At 48.1% G+C, this 18,754-nt stretch carries 15 protein-coding genes and 1 tRNA gene; 15 read left to right on the forward strand and 1 reads right to left on the reverse strand.

Annotation, left to right across the window (positions count from 1 at the left end):
• Positions 1-265: 265 nt before the first annotated feature.
• Both carB and greA read left to right on the forward strand, forming a co-directional pair.
• A complete protein-coding gene (gene carB / locus OLMES_RS07315) occupies positions 266-3,484 on the forward strand; it encodes a carbamoyl-phosphate synthase large subunit (RefSeq protein ID WP_087460654.1) in 3,219 nt (1,072 codons plus the stop codon).
• Complete coding sequence (greA, locus tag OLMES_RS07320) at positions 3,484-3,960, forward strand: transcription elongation factor GreA (protein ID WP_198343255.1); 477 nt, start codon at positions 3,484-3,486, stop codon at positions 3,958-3,960. Before carB ends, greA begins: the two co-directional genes overlap by 1 nt.
• Before the next feature lie 136 nt (positions 3,961-4,096).
• Here the strand turns inward: greA and yhbY are convergent, their stop codons facing one another.
• On the reverse strand, positions 4,097-4,408 hold the full coding sequence (yhbY, locus tag OLMES_RS07325) for a ribosome assembly RNA-binding protein YhbY (protein ID WP_087460655.1): 312 nt from the start codon (positions 4,406-4,408) through the stop codon (positions 4,097-4,099).
• A 220-nt stretch (positions 4,409-4,628) separates the two neighbouring features.
• Here yhbY and rlmE point away from each other — a divergent pair, with 220 nt between their 5' ends.
• The 13 genes from rlmE to rpsO all read left to right on the forward strand — a co-directional run bounded on the left by rlmE (position 4,629) and on the right by rpsO (position 18,474).
• Positions 4,629-5,249, forward strand: coding sequence for a 23S rRNA (uridine(2552)-2'-O)-methyltransferase RlmE (rlmE, locus tag OLMES_RS07330; protein WP_087464380.1), 621 nt, complete (start codon positions 4,629-4,631; stop codon positions 5,247-5,249).
• 167 nt (positions 5,250-5,416) lie between these two features.
• Positions 5,417-7,342 carry an ATP-dependent zinc metalloprotease FtsH gene (ftsH, locus tag OLMES_RS07335; protein ID WP_087460656.1) on the forward strand — a complete coding sequence of 642 codons (1,926 nt, stop codon included), beginning with the start codon at positions 5,417-5,419 and terminating at the stop codon, positions 7,340-7,342.
• A gap of 204 nt (positions 7,343-7,546) precedes the next feature.
• Positions 7,547-8,380: a dihydropteroate synthase gene (folP, locus tag OLMES_RS07340; RefSeq protein WP_087460657.1), complete on the forward strand. Its 834-nt coding sequence runs from the start codon at positions 7,547-7,549 to the stop codon at positions 8,378-8,380.
• Positions 8,370-9,710 carry a phosphoglucosamine mutase gene (gene glmM, locus OLMES_RS07345; protein ID WP_087460658.1) on the forward strand — a complete coding sequence of 447 codons (1,341 nt, stop codon included), beginning with the start codon at positions 8,370-8,372 and terminating at the stop codon, positions 9,708-9,710. The genes folP and glmM overlap by 11 nt, the downstream gene beginning before the upstream one ends.
• Positions 9,711-9,811: 101 nt before the next feature.
• The gene (tpiA, locus tag OLMES_RS07350) at positions 9,812-10,555 is read left to right on the forward strand and encodes a triose-phosphate isomerase (protein ID WP_087460659.1); all 744 of its coding nucleotides are present in this window, start codon (positions 9,812-9,814) and stop codon (positions 10,553-10,555) included.
• 6 nt (positions 10,556-10,561) lie between these two features.
• The gene (secG, locus tag OLMES_RS07355; protein ID WP_087460660.1) at positions 10,562-10,996 is read left to right on the forward strand and encodes a preprotein translocase subunit SecG; all 435 of its coding nucleotides are present in this window, start codon (positions 10,562-10,564) and stop codon (positions 10,994-10,996) included.
• A gap of 23 nt (positions 10,997-11,019) precedes the next feature.
• Positions 11,020-11,104 (forward strand) — tRNA-Leu (locus OLMES_RS07360).
• A 703-nt stretch (positions 11,105-11,807) separates the two neighbouring features.
• Positions 11,808-12,263, forward strand: coding sequence for a ribosome maturation factor RimP (gene rimP / locus OLMES_RS07365; RefSeq protein ID WP_408635136.1), 456 nt, complete (start codon positions 11,808-11,810; stop codon positions 12,261-12,263).
• A 28-nt stretch (positions 12,264-12,291) separates the two neighbouring features.
• Positions 12,292-13,788: a transcription termination factor NusA gene (gene nusA, locus OLMES_RS07370; protein WP_087460661.1), complete on the forward strand. Its 1,497-nt coding sequence runs from the start codon at positions 12,292-12,294 to the stop codon at positions 13,786-13,788.
• Between the two features lie 22 nt (positions 13,789-13,810).
• Entirely contained in the window at positions 13,811-16,468 is a 2,658-nt protein-coding gene (infB, locus tag OLMES_RS07375; RefSeq protein ID WP_087460662.1) for a translation initiation factor IF-2, read from the forward strand.
• Between the two features lie 209 nt (positions 16,469-16,677).
• Positions 16,678-17,100, forward strand: a complete 423-nt coding sequence (rbfA, locus tag OLMES_RS07380; RefSeq protein ID WP_087460663.1) for a 30S ribosome-binding factor RbfA — start codon at positions 16,678-16,680, stop codon at positions 17,098-17,100.
• Positions 17,101-17,102: 2 nt separating this feature from the next.
• Positions 17,103-18,125, forward strand: a complete 1,023-nt coding sequence (gene truB / locus OLMES_RS07385; RefSeq protein WP_087460664.1) for a tRNA pseudouridine(55) synthase TruB — start codon at positions 17,103-17,105, stop codon at positions 18,123-18,125.
• A 79-nt stretch (positions 18,126-18,204) separates the two neighbouring features.
• Positions 18,205-18,474 carry a 30S ribosomal protein S15 gene (gene rpsO / locus OLMES_RS07390; RefSeq protein ID WP_087460665.1) on the forward strand — a complete coding sequence of 90 codons (270 nt, stop codon included), beginning with the start codon at positions 18,205-18,207 and terminating at the stop codon, positions 18,472-18,474.
• The last annotated feature ends 280 nt before the right edge of the window (positions 18,475-18,754 follow it).

Consider the following 18,754-nt stretch of genomic DNA (forward strand, 5'->3'; position numbering starts at 1 on the left):
CGCTAGTAGACAGAGTGTGTAATGCACTCTGATTAAGTTATCCCGTACTCGTTGGGAATATTCGAAATCAATTGGCTTATGGGGTCAAAAAAAAGGATCCAGTTTGCATATTGACTGGTTGGTTCTAACGCCCAACGAAGTTTTGTGGATAACACAAAGTAGTTTTTTAGATTTAAAGGCCATGATTTAGTCGGCTATCCTTGTTGCTGAGGTTAGCTGAGTTCAAGTGGCGCCACCCTGAAGTTAAGAATGGATTGGATAAGACATGCCAAAGCGTACTGATATAAACAGTATTTTGATACTAGGGGCTGGTCCCATCGTTATAGGGCAAGCGTGTGAGTTTGACTATTCTGGGGCTCAGGCTTGTAAAGCGCTCCGTGAAGAGGGTTACCGGGTCATTCTGGTGAATTCCAATCCAGCGACAATCATGACTGATCCCGCGATGGCGGATGCAACGTATATCGAGCCTATAACCTGGAAAACCGTTGCCAAAATTATTGAGAAAGAGAAGCCTGACGCATTGTTGCCAACCATGGGCGGGCAAACGGCATTGAATTGTGCGTTGGATCTGGAGCGAGAAGGTGTTCTGGAGGCTCATGGCGTCGAAATGATTGGCGCTAACGCCGATACAATTGATAAAGCGGAAGACCGTGAGCGCTTTGATAAGGCGATGAAAGCAATAGGTTTGGAAACGCCTCGTGCGGCAATCGCGCACAGTATGGAGGAAGCGTTTCAGGTCCTTGATAGCATCGGATTTCCCTGTATTATTCGCCCCTCGTTCACCATGGGGGGGTCAGGCGGCGGTATTGCCTATAATCGCGATGAGTTTGAAGAGATTTGTACCCGAGGTCTGGATCTGTCGCCAACCAAAGAACTCTTGATCGATGAGTCCTTGATTGGTTGGAAAGAGTATGAAATGGAAGTGGTCAGGGATAAGGCTGACAACTGTATAATTGTTTGTTCGATTGAAAATTTCGATGCCATGGGAGTTCATACCGGGGATTCGATTACGGTTGCACCAGCGCAGACGCTGACGGATAAAGAGTATCAAATCCTCCGTAATGCCTCGCTTGCTGTGTTGCGAGAAATCGGTGTGGAAACGGGCGGATCAAATGTTCAGTTCGGGGTTAACCCCGAAGATGGGCGAATGGTTGTAATTGAGATGAACCCACGGGTTTCCCGCTCGTCTGCCCTCGCATCCAAGGCAACTGGATTCCCTATCGCAAAAGTCGCTGCCAAGTTGGCGGTTGGTTACACCCTGGATGAATTGCAAAACGATATTACGGGTGGGATTACCCCGGCTTCGTTTGAGCCTGCGATCGACTATGTCGTGACCAAGGTGCCTCGATTTACTTTTGAAAAGTTCCCTCATGTTGATGCCCGTTTGACTACGCAAATGAAGTCTGTGGGTGAGGTCATGGCGATCGGTCGTACCTTCCAGGAGTCGCTGCAAAAAGCATTGCGAGGACTTGAAGTTGGTGCCACCGGGCTCGACCCCATTCTGGATCTCAAGGATGAAGATGCGCGGGATAATCTGGTGCGTGAGCTGCGTGTGCCTGGTGCAGATCGGATCTGGTACGTGGGTGATGCTTTCCGTATGGGGCTCTCGGTGCAAGAGGTCTATGAGCTGAGTGGTATTGATCCTTGGTACCTGATTCAGATAGAAGACCTGATAAAGGATGAAGCACAACTGGCCAAAACCGGGTTGGCAGAAATTGACTCGGATCGTATGTTTCGCCTCAAGCGTAAAGGCTTTTCAGATGCACGGCTTGCTGAGTTGTTTGGTGTCTCAGAAAAGAGCCTGCGCAAAACCCGCCATAGTTTGAATATTCGACCGGTTTATAAGCGGGTGGACACCTGTGCGGCGGAATTTGCGTCTTCGACGGCGTACATGTATTCCACGTATGAGGAAGAGTGTGAAGCCGCACCCAGCGAACGTGAAAAAATTATTGTGATCGGTGGTGGGCCTAACCGGATTGGTCAGGGGATTGAGTTCGATTATTGTTGTGTTCATGCGGCGTTGGCGATGCGTGAAGACGGCTTTGAAACGATTATGATTAACTGTAATCCAGAGACCGTTTCCACGGATTACGACACTTCTGATCGTTTGTATTTTGAGCCCATTACGCTCGAAGATGTGTTGGAGATTGTACAAAAAGAAAAGCCTAAAGGGGTTATTGTTCACTATGGTGGACAAACGCCTTTGAAGCTTGCCCGAGGTCTTGAGGAGGCGGGTGTGCCGATCATTGGCACCAGTCCGGACGCAATTGATCGCGCCGAAGATCGCGAGCGATTCCAGCAGATGATCGAGCGTCTGCAGCTGTTGCAGCCAGCTAATGCGACGGTGCGTAGTCATGAAGAAGGGGTTGTGGCTGCAAAAGAAATCGGCTATCCGCTTGTGGTGCGTCCTTCCTATGTATTGGGTGGTCGCGCAATGGAAATTGTTTATCAGGAAGATGAATTGGTACGCTATATGCGTGATGCGGTGTTGGTTTCCAATGACAGTCCCGTATTGCTGGATCACTTCCTGAATTGTGCAATTGAAGTTGATATTGATGCGGTTTCGGATGGTCAGCAGGTTGTGATTGGGGCGATTATGCAACACATAGAGCAAGCTGGTGTTCACTCAGGTGATTCAGCGTGCTCACTGCCACCTTACAGTCTGCCTGACGCTGTTCAGGATGACATGCGTGAGGTGGTTGCCAAGATGGCTCTGGAGCTTGGTGTGGTAGGCTTGATGAATGTCCAGCTTGCTTATCAGGATGGCAAAATTTATGTCATTGAGGTAAATCCTCGAGCTTCTCGCACTGTCCCGTTTGTATCAAAGGCAATTGGCGCATCACTTGCTAAAATCGCGGCCCGGTGCATGGCAGGTAAAACGTTGCAGGATCAAGGTTTTACGACTGAGATTGTGCCAACTCATTACTTTGTGAAAGAGTCTGTTTTCCCGTTCAATAAATTCCCGGGAGTTGACCCGATATTGGGGCCGGAGATGAAATCTACCGGTGAAGTAATGGGAATTGGCGAGAGTTTCGATGAAGCTTTCAGTAAAGGTTCTCTCGCAGCTGGTGAGCGTTTGCCAAGCGGAGGGCTTGCTTTTATTAGTGTTCGGGATGCAGACAAGCCCAGTGTTGCGCAACTTGCTCAAGATTTGGTCGAGGCTGGCTTTGAGTTGTGTGCCACCAGTGGCACGGCCAAGTCAATCGAATCTGCAGGAATCAGTGTTGAGAAGGTGAACAAGGTCAGAGAGGGTCGCCCCCATATTGTTGACAAAATCAAAAATGATGAAGTTGCATTAATTATTAATACAACTGAAGGCCGGAAGGCTATTGCTGATTCGGCTCAGATTCGACAGTCTGCTCTGCAACACAAAGTTACCTATACCACGACGCTCGCGGGTGGTGAGGCGTTTTGCCGGGCAATCAAGTTTGGCCCGGAAAAAGTGGTTAGACGTTTACAGGATTTACACGCAGGAAATAAATAATGAACAAGATTCCGATGACGGTCGAAGGTGAAGCGGCCTTACGTGAAGAACTGACCAAATTGAAAACTGAAGATCGACCCAGGGTGATTGAAGCCATTGCTGATGCACGCGAACATGGTGACCTGAAAGAAAATGCAGAATACCATGCTGCCCGTGAACAGCAGAGCTTTATCGAGGGGCGGATTCAGGAGATTGAGGGTAAGCTGTCTAACGCTCAGGTTATTGATGTCAAGGCCCTTGACAATACCGGTAAGGTTATATTTGGTACTACGGTTGACATTATTAACCTTGATACCGACGATAAGGTTACTTATCGAATTGTGGGTGATGATGAAGCAGATATCAAAGCAGGTAAGATTTCGGTGTCATCTCCAATTGCGCGAGCGTTGATTGGTAAGCTTGTGGGCGATATCGTTGCGGTTCAGGTACCAAGTGGGCTGGTAGAGTACGAAATCGATGAGGTTCACCACCTCTAATACATAAAAATGCCGGAATGTTCCGGCATTTTTTTCCAGTCTCAGCCTGGCGGGCTGGGTTGAGACTGGATAATCATTTTTTCAGTTTGGGTGTTTTTTGTTTTGTATTCGCGCTTATCTTGATTGTTCCATCGCGCTATTGGGCTGCTTTGAGGATGTTTGAAAGTTTCGGGTTCGGTTTAGGGTTTCGTCGAACGATGATCGCCATTTTACCGATGATTTGAACCAGTTCAGACTGACTTGAACTCACGAGTTCATCTACGATCACTTGACGGTCTTCTTTCTCGCCAATATTGATTTTTATTTTGATCAGTTCATGGTCGTTTAAAGCTCGGTCCACTTCCGCCAGGAGTCCTTCACTCAATCCCTTATCGCCAATTATCACGATCGGATTCAGGTTATGGGCGATTGCTTTATATTGTCTTTTTTGCTCATTGGAAAGCGGCATAGGAAATGGTCTCAATTCGTTGTGCAGGGTTTTCGTCTATCGCAGATTCAGGTGTATATCTGAACTATAATCCTTTAGTCTATTCAGTGCGGGATCAAGCTTGATCTGGTTTTAGGTTGCTCTGAAATCAAAGGGAGGTTCCGATCTGCAGGAATGGTGAATTTTACCACGACGAAGTAGTATGATTGAAATAATTATTTAACGAGTGTGGGGAGCTGAATTGGCACGTTCTAAATCCAGTGGCAAATGGTTGAAGGAGCATTTTTCAGACCAATATGTCAAGCAGTCACAGCAGGATGGATATCGCTCAAGAGCGAGTTACAAACTGGTGGAATTGCTTGAGAAAGATAAGTTGATTCGTCCGGGAATGGTGGTGGTTGATCTGGGGGCCGCGCCTGGTGGTTGGTCACAAGTGGCCGCTGAGCGAGTCGGTAACAACGGTGTGGTGATTGCCAGCGATATTTTGCCTATGGATCAATTGGCGGGAGTGGAGTTCATTCAGGGAGACTTTACTGAGGACGTTGTGTTTGAACAAATACTGTCAGTGATAGGAAATCGACCGGTAGACCTTGTAATTTCAGATATGGCCCCCAATATGAGTGGTATGGCTGCGGTGGACATACCCAAGTCGATGTATCTGGTTGAGTTAGCCTATGATTTGGCAACTCGTGTACTGACTCCGGGTGGAGCATTTTTGACCAAGGTGTTTCAGGGGGAGGGGCTTGATCAGATGGTGCGGGATATGCGTCAATCGTTTAATCAGGTGTACAGTCGAAAGCCGGATGCCTCCCGGTCGCGTTCCAGAGAGATTTACCAAGTCTGTAAGGGCTTCAAAGGGTAAGTGTGGTCTGTTTTCGGCAATTAACATTGGTTTCAAAGAATAGGTCAGAATTAGTCTTTGTTACGTAGAATGACTGGTTTCGGTTCCTGACATATAGTATGTTAGGAGCATACCCGTCTGGTGCTAACATTTTACAGAGAAGGAAAGAGGATCGTCTCTTGAACGATATGGCTAAAAATCTTGTACTCTGGCTCATCATAGCCGCCGTCTTGCTTACTGTTTTCAACAATTTCAACCCGAGTCGAAGTTCGGACACCCTTGAGTATTCTGAATTTGTAGAAATGGTTCAATCCGGTCAGGTAAATAAAGTAGTTATCGACGGGTTATATATTGAAGGTACGCGTACCGATGGGACTCGCTTCGAGTCGATACGCCCTAATGTGCCAGATCTCAAATTGATCGATGATCTATTGGAACACAAAGTGATAATCGAAGGCCGTGAGCCTGAGAAGCAGAGTATCTGGACCCAGTTGCTGGTTGCGTCATTCCCGATTCTTGTGATTATTGCTGTGTTTATGTTCTTCATGCGTCAGATGCAAGGTGGCGGTGGTGGCAAAGGGCCCATGTCCTTTGGCAAGAGTAAAGCGCGCCTGATGGGAGAAGATCAGATTAAAACCACTTTCGCCGATGTTGCGGGTGTGGACGAAGCGAAAGAGGATGTGAAAGAACTGGTTGAATTCCTTCGTGATCCAAGTAAGTTTCAGCGACTTGGTGGTCGCATTCCGCGCGGTGTGTTGATGGTCGGTCCGCCGGGAACCGGTAAAACATTGCTGGCAAAAGCGATTGCGGGTGAAGCGAAAGTTCCTTTTTTCTCTATTTCCGGTTCTGATTTTGTCGAGATGTTTGTTGGTGTGGGTGCTTCCCGTGTGCGAGACATGTTCGATCAGGCGAAGAAACAGTCCCCTTGTATTATTTTTATCGATGAAATCGATGCGGTTGGTCGTCATCGTGGTGCTGGCCTTGGAGGTGGGCATGATGAGCGCGAGCAAACACTTAACCAGTTGTTGGTTGAAATGGATGGTTTCGAAGGGAATGAGGGGGTAATCGTTATCGCCGCAACAAACCGTCCAGATGTTTTGGATCCGGCGCTGCTTCGTCCGGGTCGATTTGATCGTCAGGTTGTTGTAAATCTACCTGATATCATTGGACGGGAGCACATTCTCAAAGTCCACATGGGTAAAGTGCCTCTGGAAGATGGTGTTGATCCTGCGGTGATTGCGCGCGGTACGCCCGGGTTCTCCGGTGCGGACTTGGCAAACCTGGTCAATGAGGCTGCATTGTTCGCTGCTCGTGCAAATCGTCGATTGGTCGGGATGAAAGAGTTGGAGTTGGCTAAAGATAAGATCATGATGGGGGCGGAGCGCAAATCCATGGTGATGTCTGAGCATGAAAAGCGCAATACTGCATACCATGAGGCGGGACATGCTATCGTTGGGCGCTTGATGCCAGAGCATGATCCGGTATACAAGGTGAGTATCATACCCCGTGGGAGAGCGTTGGGTGTGACCATGTTTCTGCCTGAGGAAGATCGTTACAGTCATAGTCGTCGTTTTCTCGTTAGCCAGATTTGCAGCTTGTTTGGCGGCCGGATCGCGGAAGAGTTAACGTTAGGTAAGGAGGGTGTGACTACTGGTGCATCCAATGATATCAAGCGGGCTACCGAGCTTTCCCGTAATATGGTGACCAAATGGGGGTTGTCAGAGAAATTGGGGCCCCTGATGTACGATGACGAAAGCGAAGAAGTGTTTTTGGGGCGCTCAGCAGGTCATGCACAAAAAGTTTATTCACCCGAAACTGCACAGAGAATTGACGAAGAGGTGCGCACGATTATTGATGATTGCTACGAAATGGCGCATCAATTATTGGTGGATAATATGGAAAAACTGCATCTGATGGCCGAAGCCCTGATGAAGTATGAGACAATAGACAGTCTGCAAATCGACGACATTATGGCAGGTAAGGAGCCTCGTCCACCGAAAGGTTGGGGAGGTGAGCCGCCCTCTGGTCAGGCCGCGGGTGGGGATAGCAGTTCAAAAGTGCATACAGAAAAGCCAACTGATACAGGTATCGGTGGTACCGCTGGCGAGCACTAATCTATTCTTAAGAAAGATTTAATGGGTAGAGTTGTACAGTGATAAGGCGCTGGACTTTCAGTCTGGCGCCTTTTTTGTTTCTGGTGAAGTAGAATTGCTGCGGATACATGGAGGTTTTTAAGAGATGCGGATTTTAGTTTGGTGTTGTATGAATTGCATTGAATACAGGAATTGTAGGGTGGGTTTGAAATTCAGGGGATGGGAATGAGAATAGGATCTCGTCAATTTGAGGACGGATTGCCTCTCGTGATGGGAGTATTAAATGTTACTCCAGACTCATTTTCCGATGGGGGGCGTTTCACGCAAGGTGATGTGGCACTGAAGCAAGCTGAACGAATGGTCAGTGAAGGTGCTTCAATAATTGATATTGGTGGTGAGTCAACGAGGCCTGGGGCAAAACCTGTTTCCGTTCAGGAGGAAGTAGATCGTGTGATGCCGATCGTGGAGCGGGTTAATGGTGAATTGGATGTTGCTATTTCTGTGGATACGAGCTCCCCTGAGTTGATGGCGCTAGCGATTTCGGCAGGGGTGGATTTAATAAACGATGTTCGTGCGTTGACAAGCTCTGGGGCGATAGAGTCTGTACTTTCTGCTGATGTGAGTGTGTGTTTGATGCACATGCAGGGTACGCCCGGGACAATGCAGAGCAATCCGGATTATGATTCAGTGACTGGTGAGGTTTTCCGGTTTCTGGAGGCGCGAACCCAGGCTTGTATAGAGGCTGGGATTGAGCGCGCAAGAATTATCCTGGATCCCGGGTTTGGGTTTGGCAAAAAGCTTGAACATAATCTTTCCCTTTTGGCGAATCTGGGGGATTTGTCTGCACTTAATCAGCCTATACTGATAGGTGTATCCAGAAAATCGATGTTTGGTGACTTGTTGGGTCGACCGGTTGATGAGCGTTTAATTGGAAGTGTGGTTGCCGCAGCCCTGGCTGTTGAGCGGGGCGCTTCTATTATTCGTGTGCACGATGTTGGCGAAACTTTGGATGCGTTGAAAGTCGTTACAGCGGTGAGGAATGTGGGTAATGGGAAGTAAGAAATATTTTGGTACGGACGGCATTAGAGGGGCCGTGGGGCGGGAACCGATTACGCCGGAGTTCATGTTGAAGTTGGGGTGGGCTGTTGGAAAAGTCTTTTCTCAAGATGGTGCTGATGGTCGGGTGTTGATTGGTAAGGATACTCGTATCTCTGGTTATATGTTTGAGTCTGCACTTGAGGCGGGGTTGTCCGCTGCAGGTGTTAATGTCAGTTTGCTTGGGCCAATGCCTACGCCAGCAATCGCTTATTTGACGCGAACATTTCGTGCTGCTGCAGGTATTGTTATAAGTGCCTCGCATAATCCGCATTATGATAATGGTATCAAGTTTTTCTCGGCGGATGGCGCCAAACTTGATGACCGTATCGAGTTCGAAATTGAGTCTTATCTGGAGAAAGATGTCGAGGTGGTAGAGTCACATCGCCTGGGTAAGGCTCGCCGGATTGAGGATGCGGTTGGTCGGTATGTGGAGTTTTGTAAAAGCACTGTGCCGTCGAGTATGTCGCTGGACGGGCTGAAGATTGTTCTGGATTGTGCGCATGGCGCAACCTATCAAGTGGCGCCCTTAGTGTTTAGTGAGCTTGGTGCGCAGGTTGAGAGTCTGGGAGTGTCGCCTAATGGGCTTAATATTAATAAGCAGCAAGGGTCAACTCAACCTGAAAATTTGCAGAACGAAGTCGTTCAGCGCGGTGCTCATTTAGGTATAGCGTTTGATGGCGATGGCGATAGGGTTGTGATGGTTGATCACCGGGGAGAGTTGGTTGATGGTGACGAGTTAATTTATATTATCGCTAAAAGTCGCCAGCGCGCAGGTCGCTTACGTGGTGGAGTTGTGGGTACGTTAATGACGAACTTTGGCGCTGAGCTTGCGTTTCGGGAAATGGGGATTCCATTTGAGCGGGCTAAAGTAGGCGACAGGTATGTAATGGAAAGGTTGGTTAAAAATGACTGGTTGTTAGGTGGCGAAGGGTCCGGTCATATCGTTTGCCGTGATAATACCACCACAGGAGATGGGATTATCTCGGCGTTGCAGGTGTTGATTGCCTTGAGGGAGGAGGGTTGTACCTTGCATGAACTCAAGGCTGGTATGCACAAGCTGCCGCAAAAAATGGTTAACGTGAAAGTGGCGGAACGATTTGATCCGATGACGAAAGCTGACATCAGTGATGCTGTTGCTCGGGCTGAAGTGCGTTTGGCCGGGGCCGGGCGTGTTTTGCTTCGGGCTTCTGGTACTGAACCCTTGATCAGGGTTATGGTTGAGGGCGATGAGGCTGAGTTGGTTGATCAGTTGGTCGAAGAATTGGCTGCTGTTGTTAAAGCTGCTGTGTGAATTTTGATCTTGGTTTGGCGGTTCATATCTTTCCCTGCAGGTGCTTGTAACTTGACTGGAAGTCGGGTAGTATTTGCGCCTCTTTGAAAACAGAGTGGGTTATGCGTAAGAAACTGGTTGCTGCTAATTGGAAGCTCAATGGATCGCCTGAATTTGTTGATTCAATGATGTTTGAACTGGCGAAAGTGAAGTGTGATACAGTTGATTGTGCCGTTTTTCCTCCTTTTGTTTTTATACCGCAGGTAAAAAGTGCTCTTCCCGCTGGATGGCAGTTAGGCGCACAAAATGTATCGCTCTACGAACAAGGGGCTTTCACTGGTGAAGTAGCTGCTGACATGGTGGTGGCTTGTGGTGGGAGTTTAGCTCTTGTCGGTCATTCCGAACGGCGCTCCTTGTTCGCTGAAACAGATGCTGAGGTCGCGAAGAAAGTGGCTGTGGCTTTAAAATCCGGTATGGATGTGGTGCTATGTGTGGGTGAGTCCCTCGCTGAGCGGAACTCGGATGAAACAATGGCTGTTATTCAGCGCCAGCTCGAGGCGGGCTTTAGTCTGGTCTCACCGGAGGATGTCAGTCGGGTTTGCGTTGCTTATGAGCCGGTCTGGGCCATCGGTACGGGTGTGACAGCAACTCCAGAGCAGGCTCAGGAGGTGCATCATAATATTCGTGCTTTGTTGAGGGTTCTTCAGCCGGGCGCTGAGAGTGCGGTAAGGATTATTTATGGTGGAAGCGTCAAAGCAGCTAATGTTTCTGATTTGTTCGTGATGCCGGATATCGACGGAGCGCTTGTTGGTGGTGCTTCTCTTGATGCAAAAGAATTTTCAGCAATTTGTGAAGCTGCAAGGTAGTTTTTGATGGAATGGTTAGAGACTCTGGTTAGTGTTGGGCATGTTCTCGCGTGTGCGGGGCTCGTGGCTCTTGTGCTCTTGCAGCATGGTAAAGGGGCTGATGCGGGTGCAGCATTTGGTGGTGGTGCATCGCAAACCGTTTTTGGAAGCCAGGGTAGTGCATCGTTCTTGTCCAGGGTGACGGCGTGGTTAGCCGTGATATTTTTTGCGACAAGCTTTGGTTTGGCGGTATTTGCCAAGCAGCGTGCGGAATCCATGGTGGATCAGGGGTTGGCTCCAGAGTTGGTGTCTGTGCCAGCGCTGGATCAAGTCTCTGAAGGTGAAGGGGTGTCTGAGAGTTCAAGTACTCAACTTGAAAGTTCAGAACTGGCTGAAAAAAGCTTGCCTTCTGAATCTGGTGTGCTAGAATCCGGCGCCGAGTCAGCACCTGAGCTTGAGTGAAGTTTGGTTTGATTTTTTGTAATGCCGAAGTGGTGGAATTGGTAGACACGCTATCTTGAGGGGGTAGTGGCGTAAGCCGTGCCGGTTCAAGTCCGGCCTTCGGCACCATTTTTAACTTGAGTTTGTTTGTTGTTAATTCTAATGGCTTGTTACTCAGAAAGTATTTATCTGATGCACCATGTTAGGATTCGCTAATTTCGGATTGCCGGTTCTGCGGTTGTTCCTCCCAGGCAAACTTGAACGTCGTCACTCATTTGAGAATGGCGATTAGGTTTAAGAATACTGTCAGGCTCCTTTTTCTTTTGGAATCAGAAAGTGTCAGTTAGGGTGTCATTGGTCGCTTTGCAGTGATTACTTCGCTTTCGAGTGACAATGGTGGGCATGTGCTGGTTCTGGTTGAGTTTGCTTGACCAATGCGTAATCAATCAATATAATTCGCCACCAGTTTGGGTGTTGCAGTCTGCTGTTGTTGGCGATTCTCATCTTGGTAAGAGCGAAGCCTGAATGCCAGTGGCTTTCAGTCGATGTGCTCTAGGCTAATCGGCCTTTCCATGTCATTTAGTCTGAGCATTAATAGTCCGCTGTTGTATGAGTGCTTCGTCTCTGGTGTATTCGACTGATTACGGACTGTTTAGTGTATTTTGACTAGTCGGTATTGTTTTCCATTTCGGGTTTCGCAGATTAGCGGTTTCCTGACGGGTGCTCTAGGATTAGAGTGCTTGAAAATTTGGTCACAGCATCGAGTTGCTGTGACCAGTAAGAATGTGGGCTGTATGCCCATTTTTTGTTTGTGTTCAATGAGGTTTTGCTATTGAGTAAATTGGAGATTCTTGAGGCCATTCTGTCACCGGTGGTTGAGGGGCTTAACTATGAGTGTTGGGGAGTAGAGTATATTTCTCAGGGGAAGCACTCTGTGTTGCGCGTATATATTGATAAGCCCGACGGGATAACTCTTGACGACTGCACTTTGGTCAGTCGGCAGCTCAGTGCTGTTCTCGATGTAGAGGACCCTATTACTACTGAATACACATTGGAAGTATCTTCACCTGGAGTGGATAGGCCACTCCTAAAATTAGCGCATTTCGAACAGTTCGCTGGCCATAATGTGCAATTACGCCTGAAAATGCCTTTTGAAGGCAAACGTAAGTACTCTGGAATAATAAAAGGAATCGAAGGGGAAGACGTCGTCCTGGTCGTCGGTGAACATGAGCTTTTGTTGCCAATCGAGAGTATCGACAAAGCCAATATCGTTCCTCAATTCGATTAGACAAGTTTCTTAAAGGCAGGATCACTCAATGAATAAAGACATACTCCAAGTTGTAGAAACCGTTTCCAATGAAAAAGGAGTGGAAAAAGGCGTCATATTTGAGGCGATTGAGCTGGCTTTGGCGACAGCCACCAAAAAACGTTATGAAGATGAGGAAGCGGCTGATATACGCGTTCTTATCGATCGCAAAACCGGGGAATATGAGACCTTCCGACGTTGGTTGGTTGTGGATAATGACGCTGTGCCTGCCTTGGGGACAGAATTGACCCTGCAAGAAGCAGAAGAAATTGATACCGCGCTGCAGCCTGGTGATACTCATGAAGAGAAAGTCGAGTCTGTAGCATTCGGGCGAATTGGTGCACAAGCCGCCAAGCAGATCATTGTGCAAAAAGTTCGGGAAGCTGAACGTGCGAAAATCGTTGACGGTTTCCGGGAGCGCATCAATGAGCTGGTTACCGGTACGGTGAAGAAGGTCACTCGAGATAATATTATCATCGATCTGGGAAATAACGCAGAAGCATTGTTGCCTCGTGATCAGTTAATTCAGCGTGAGAGCTTCCGCATGGGAGACCGTGTGCGTGCGTTATTGCGAGAAATTCGTGAGGATGCTCGAGGTGCGCAGCTTATCTTAAGTCGGACTTGTCCGGAGATGCTGATTGAACTGTTTCGAATTGAAGTTCCCGAAATTGCTGAAGAAGTAATTGAAATTCGAGGTGCTGCCAGAGATCCGGGCTCACGGGCGAAAATCGCAGTCAAAACCAATGATGGACGAATTGATCCTGTGGGGGCGTGTGTTGGTATGCGTGGCGCACGAGTCCAGGCCGTGTCCAATGAGCTGGGCAGTGAGCGCATCGACATTGTGCTTTGGGATGATAATCCGGCGCAACTGGTCATCAACGCCATGTCACCAGCTGAAGTTGCTTCGATCGTGGTGGATGAAGACAAGCATACGATGGATGTTGCTGTCTCCGAAGACAATCTCGCGATGGCGATCGGGCGTAGCGGTCAAAATGTTCGTCTTGCGAGTGAGCTGACGGGCTGGGAATTGAATGTGATGACCGAAGAAGAAGCCGGGCGTCAGCAGGAGCAAGAATTTGGTCGGTATGTCGAGTATTTTGAAAACCGGCTCGATGTGGATTCGGACTTGGCATCGGCTCTGGTCAATGAAGGTTTCACCACTCTCGAAGAAGTGGCTTATGTGCCAATGGAAGAGATGTTGGGTATTGATGGTTTCGATGAGGATATCGTATCCGAACTTCGTAAACGCGCGAAAGACGTTTTATTGAATCAGGCAATTGCTTCAGAGGAAGCTTTAGAGGGACAAGAGCCTGATGATGATTTGTTGTCTATGGATGGCATGGATAAACATCTGGCTTATCAATTGGCCAGTCGGGGAATTATTACGATGGAAGATCTCGCCGAACAGTCGGTAGATGAACTTGTCGAAATAGAAGGTTTGGATGAAGAACGAGCGGCAAAACTCATTATGACCGCTCGGGCACCATGGTTTGAAGACCAGCAGTGATTGATTACAGGAGGAAGCACTAATGGCGGAAGTGACCGTTAAACAACTTGCCGAGGATGTGGGAGCCCCTGTAGATCGTCTGCTGAAACAGATTCAGGACGCAGGTCTGGCTACCAAGAAAGAAAACGATATCGTGACAGATGATGAGAAACAACAATTGTTGGCGTTTCTCAAAAAGAGTCATGGTGACTCTAATTCGGAGCCGAAGAAGATTACTTTAAAACGTAAAACGACAACTACGCTGAAAAGCTCTGGCGGTGCCGGAAAAGCGAAAACAGTCAATGTTGAAGTAAGAAAAAAGAAAACGTACATCAAGCGTGCAGAAGCACCTCAAGATGCGCCAGCAGGAGAGGATGTTGAGGCAGAAGAGTTGGCTGTCCAGGAGCAGGATGCTGTTGCTGAGAGCCAAGCTTCAAGTGCTTCTGAAGCGACCTCGATTGAGGTCACCGCTGAAGCTAATGCGCAACAAGTCGAGGCAGAGCAACCTGCAGTGTCAGAAGTAAGTATTGCTGAGGAAACGGCTGCCCCAGAGGCTGCAGTTAGTGTAAAGGAAGAGGTTGTTGAAACCGATACGACAGCTACTCAAGTTGCACCGGCTGAATCAGAGGCGGTAGCAACTCCAGCGGCTGCAAAAGAAGGCGCTACGGAAGCCCAGCCGGAAAAATCAGCAGAAGCTTCAGATGATTCGCCAAAGAACGATCCGAAAAAGGCGAAGAAGAAAAAACACAAAGAGTCTCTGGATCGAGAGGAACAGGAGCGGCATCGTCGTACTGAAAAAGGCCGATCCACGCCACATAAAATCAACTCACCCCGTGTTAACGAGTTTGATGAGCTGGATTTTGAGGGTGGTCTCGGGTCTAAACGAATCCGCAGGAAGAAAAAAGCGAAAGACAAAACCCATGGTTTTGAGAAGCCGACTCAGCCTGTTGTGAAAGAGATCGCGATCCCGGAGAGTGTTTCTGTATCGGATCTCGCTAACAAAATGTCCGTGAAGGCGACCGAGGTTATCAAGGTTCTGATGGGGATGGGTGTGATGGCGACGATCAATCAGGTGATTGATCAGGAAACAGCCATACTCGTTGTTGAAGAAAAAGGTCATACCTACAAGCTGCTCCGGGAAAATGCAGTTGAAGAAGCGTTAATCGATTCTATCAGCTACGAGGGTGAAGAGGTGGTTCGTGCGCCAGTTGTCAGTGTAATGGGGCACGTTGATCACGGTAAAACATCTTTGCTTGATTATATTCGTAGAACCAAGGTGGCGGCAGGGGAGTCCGGTGGTATTACCCAGCATATCGGTGCTTATCATGTAGAAACAGATCATGGCATGGTTTCGTTTCTGGATACGCCAGGCCACGCCGCATTTACGGCGATGCGTGCTCGAGGTGCTCAGTGTACTGATATCGTAATTCTGGTTGTAGCCGCAGATGATGGTGTTATGCCTCAAACTGAAGAAGCCGTGCATCACGCACGCTCCGCCGGTGTACCGGTTGTTGTGGCGGTTAACAAGATCGATAAAGAGGCAGCGGATCCTGATCGGGTCAAAAACGAGTTGTCTGCTTTGGATGTTATCCCTGAAGACTGGGGTGGAGATGTTCAGTTCGTAAATGTATCAGCTCATACCGGTCAGGGAATCGATGAGCTTATCGATGCAGTACTTTTACAGGCTGAGATACTGGAATTAAAAGCCGTGAAGGACGTTCCGGCAAAAGGTGTCGTGGTCGAATCCAGCCTGGATCGCGGACGTGGTTCAGTTGCTACCGTATTGGTTCAAAATGGGACGTTGCGGCAGGGCGATATCGTTATCGCGGGTATGCATTTTGGTAAAGTGCGAGCAATGCTGGACGAGGCTGGTGCGAAAGTCGATGGTGCCGGTCCATCAATACCTGTTGAAATTCTGGGCCTCAATGGCACTCCCGATGCTGGCGACGACTTTTTCGTTGTTCCGGATGAACGAAAAGCCCGTGAAGTTGCCAATTTCCGAATGGGTAAATTCAGAACAGAGCGTATCGAGCGACAGCAATCTGCCAAACTGGAGAATCTGTTCCAGAATATGGGACAGGATGAGGTTAAGAACCTCAATATTGTTTTGAAAACCGATGTTCGTGGTTCACTTGAAGCCCTTACGAGTGCTTTGGCTGACCTGGGTAACGAAGAAGTTCAAGTCAAAGTCATCTCCAGTGGTGTTGGCGGTATCGCAGAAACGGATGCTAACCTCGCGTTTGCGTCTGATGCGGTTATGATCGGTTTTAACGTTCGGGCTGACGCTGCGGCGAAGAAGATCGTCGAGCGTGAAGGTCTTGATCTACGTTACTACAGTGTTATCTACGACATTATTGATGATGTCAGACAGGCACTGACAGGTATGCTTGCACCTGAGTATAGAGAAGAAATTATCGGTGTGGCTGAAGTGCGTGATACTTTCCGCTCACCGAAATTTGGCCAGGTTGCTGGCTGTATGGTGCAAGAAGGTTCGGTATACCGGAATAAACCTATTCGTGTTTTGCGTGACAACGTGGTTATTTTTGAAGGTGAGCTGGAATCATTACGCCGCTTCAAAGATGATGTCAATGAAGTTCGTTCCGGTATGGAGTGTGGTATTGGTGTGAAGAACTACGACGTCAAGGTTGGTGATAAGATCGAGGTTTACGATAAAGTCAAAGTTGAACGTCAACTTAAATAGGTTGTTCGTTAGAAAAGTTGGAAGAGGGTGACTTGTCCGGCTTAAAAAAAACCGGTGTGGCTATGGGCTGCATCGGTTTTTTGTCATTTGTGCGTATTCTTACTTCAGGTCAGGGATGGTGCTTATTAAGTGTTTTTTTGCTTAGAAGTATTCTGATTTGGAGAAAGTTTCAAACGGTGCGCTTGCAGCACCAGTATAGAGGTTAAATTATGCCCCGTGAGTTTAGTCGTCCGCAGCGTTTAGGGGATCAGCTTCAAAAGGAACTGGCTGTGTTGCTGCAAAGAGAAGTTCGCGACCCCCGTGTTTCCATGCTCAGTGTTAACGCTGTCAAGGTGAGCAAGGATTTGGGATATGCAGATGTTTACTATTCAGTCATTGGTACGGAAGAGTTGGCTGAGGACTCACCTAAAATTCAGGAAATCCAGAAAGTACTAAAGGGCGCGTCTGGTTTTTTGCGCACCCAGCTTGGTGCCCGGGTGAAAACCAGAATCGTGCCACACCTCAGATTTCATTTTGATGCTGCAGTTATTCAGGGTCGCCATCTATCCAGTCTGATTGACCGTGCACGAAACGAAGATAATAGTCGTGCTATCCAGCGAGGGGACGATTCCGATGTGGATGAACAGGGCTAACGGTGGGCAGTAGACGGAAAAAAGGTCGTTTGATTGATGGCGTTTTCTTGCTGAATAAAGATGAAGGTGTCACTTCCAACTTTATTATGCAAAAGGTCAAGCGTCTATTCGATGCCCAAAAAGCTGGGCATACTGGCAGTCTGGATCCCTTGGCGACCGGAGTCTTACCAATCTGTCTCGGTGAGGCAACCAAGTTCGCAGCCCGAGGTCTGGATGCCAATAAGGGCTACGAGGCTACCGCGAAGTTGGGACAAATCACAGAAACCGGTGATCGTGAAGGTGCCTTGGTAAAGTGTTCTGATGTGCCTGAGTTGAGTCGGGATGAAGTCGAAGCGGTGATTCAGCGATTTTCAGGCGTGATTACACAGGTACCCTCAATGTATTCTGCCCTGAAGTATCAGGGAAAACCCCTATACGAGTATGCCAGGGCCGGGCAAGTTGTACCCAGAAAATCAAGGGAAATTCAGATTTTTGAAATCGAGTTGCTCCGGTTTGAAGGTGATGAGCTTGATATCCGGGTGTTCTGCAGTAAAGGAACGTATATCAGGACACTGGTTGAGGATATTGGGCTGGCCTTGGGCTGTGGTGCCCATGTGACCAAGTTGCATCGAATACAGGCGGGGCCGTTTTCGATCGAGCAATGTATGTCTCTTGCGCAGTTATCTGAGCTGCTAGATGAAAGTGAAGCGGGTAAGTCCTATTCGAGAATGGACGAAACCTTGCTGCCCCTTGATGAAATGCTCTCAGATTTGCCTATTCTAGCGCTCGAGGATACAATGCGTGACGCATTTGTTCACGGACAGTCTGTGCGTGTTAGTCAGGCGGAAATAAGCCGGGTGTTTGACTGCCAGAGCGTATTTGACTACCAGAGCGTATTTGACCACCAGAACTTGGCCGTAGAGTCTGAAGTGCGTGTTTATGGACGGGTAAACGACAATAGTTGTGAACAACAGTTTTTAGGGCTCGCATCGCTCACCATCGAGGGGGATGTGAATCCGCGCAGGTTAATTGCCTTTAGCGGGTAGTTAAACACATACGGTAACTGTAAATATGCACGGTTACACGTATTTATCATGAAACGCATATTATATCGGAGATTAAGCAATGGCATTATCTGCTGAAGAAAAAGCAAGCATCCTGAAAGAGTATCAAAAAGCGGAAGGTGACACAGGTTCACCGGAAGTTCAGGTTGCGTTGTTGAGTGCAAATATCAACAAACTTCAGGGTCACTTCAAGGCAAACAAGAAAGACCATCACTCTCGTCGTGGTCTGATTCGTATGGTTAACCACCGTCGTAAGCTTCTGGATTACCTGAAGAGCAAAGATGCGGATCGCTATCTTGAGCTGATCGGCAAATTGGGATTACGTCGCTAATTCCGATAGTAAAGCTATACTTGCTTATACTATGAATCTGGTACCGGGGCCTGTTTCAGGCGTCCGGTACTTTTTTATTTGAATTTAAGTAAATCTTCAGAGCGGTATACACAAGATTAGTGATCTCTGATTAATCGTTTGTGGCTTCGTAACCTTCCAGTTCCAGAGGCCTCAAAGTATTAATCAGAGCCTGTGTAAAGGCTTGTGCCTTCAATGCTTGCAGGTGGTTAGTTTTGGGTTGCCTGTTCTGAGCCTTATAGAAGAATTTCACGCGTTAGAA

It is taken from the genome of Oleiphilus messinensis, from assembly GCF_002162375.1.
GTDB lineage: Bacteria > Pseudomonadota > Gammaproteobacteria > Pseudomonadales > Oleiphilaceae > Oleiphilus > Oleiphilus messinensis.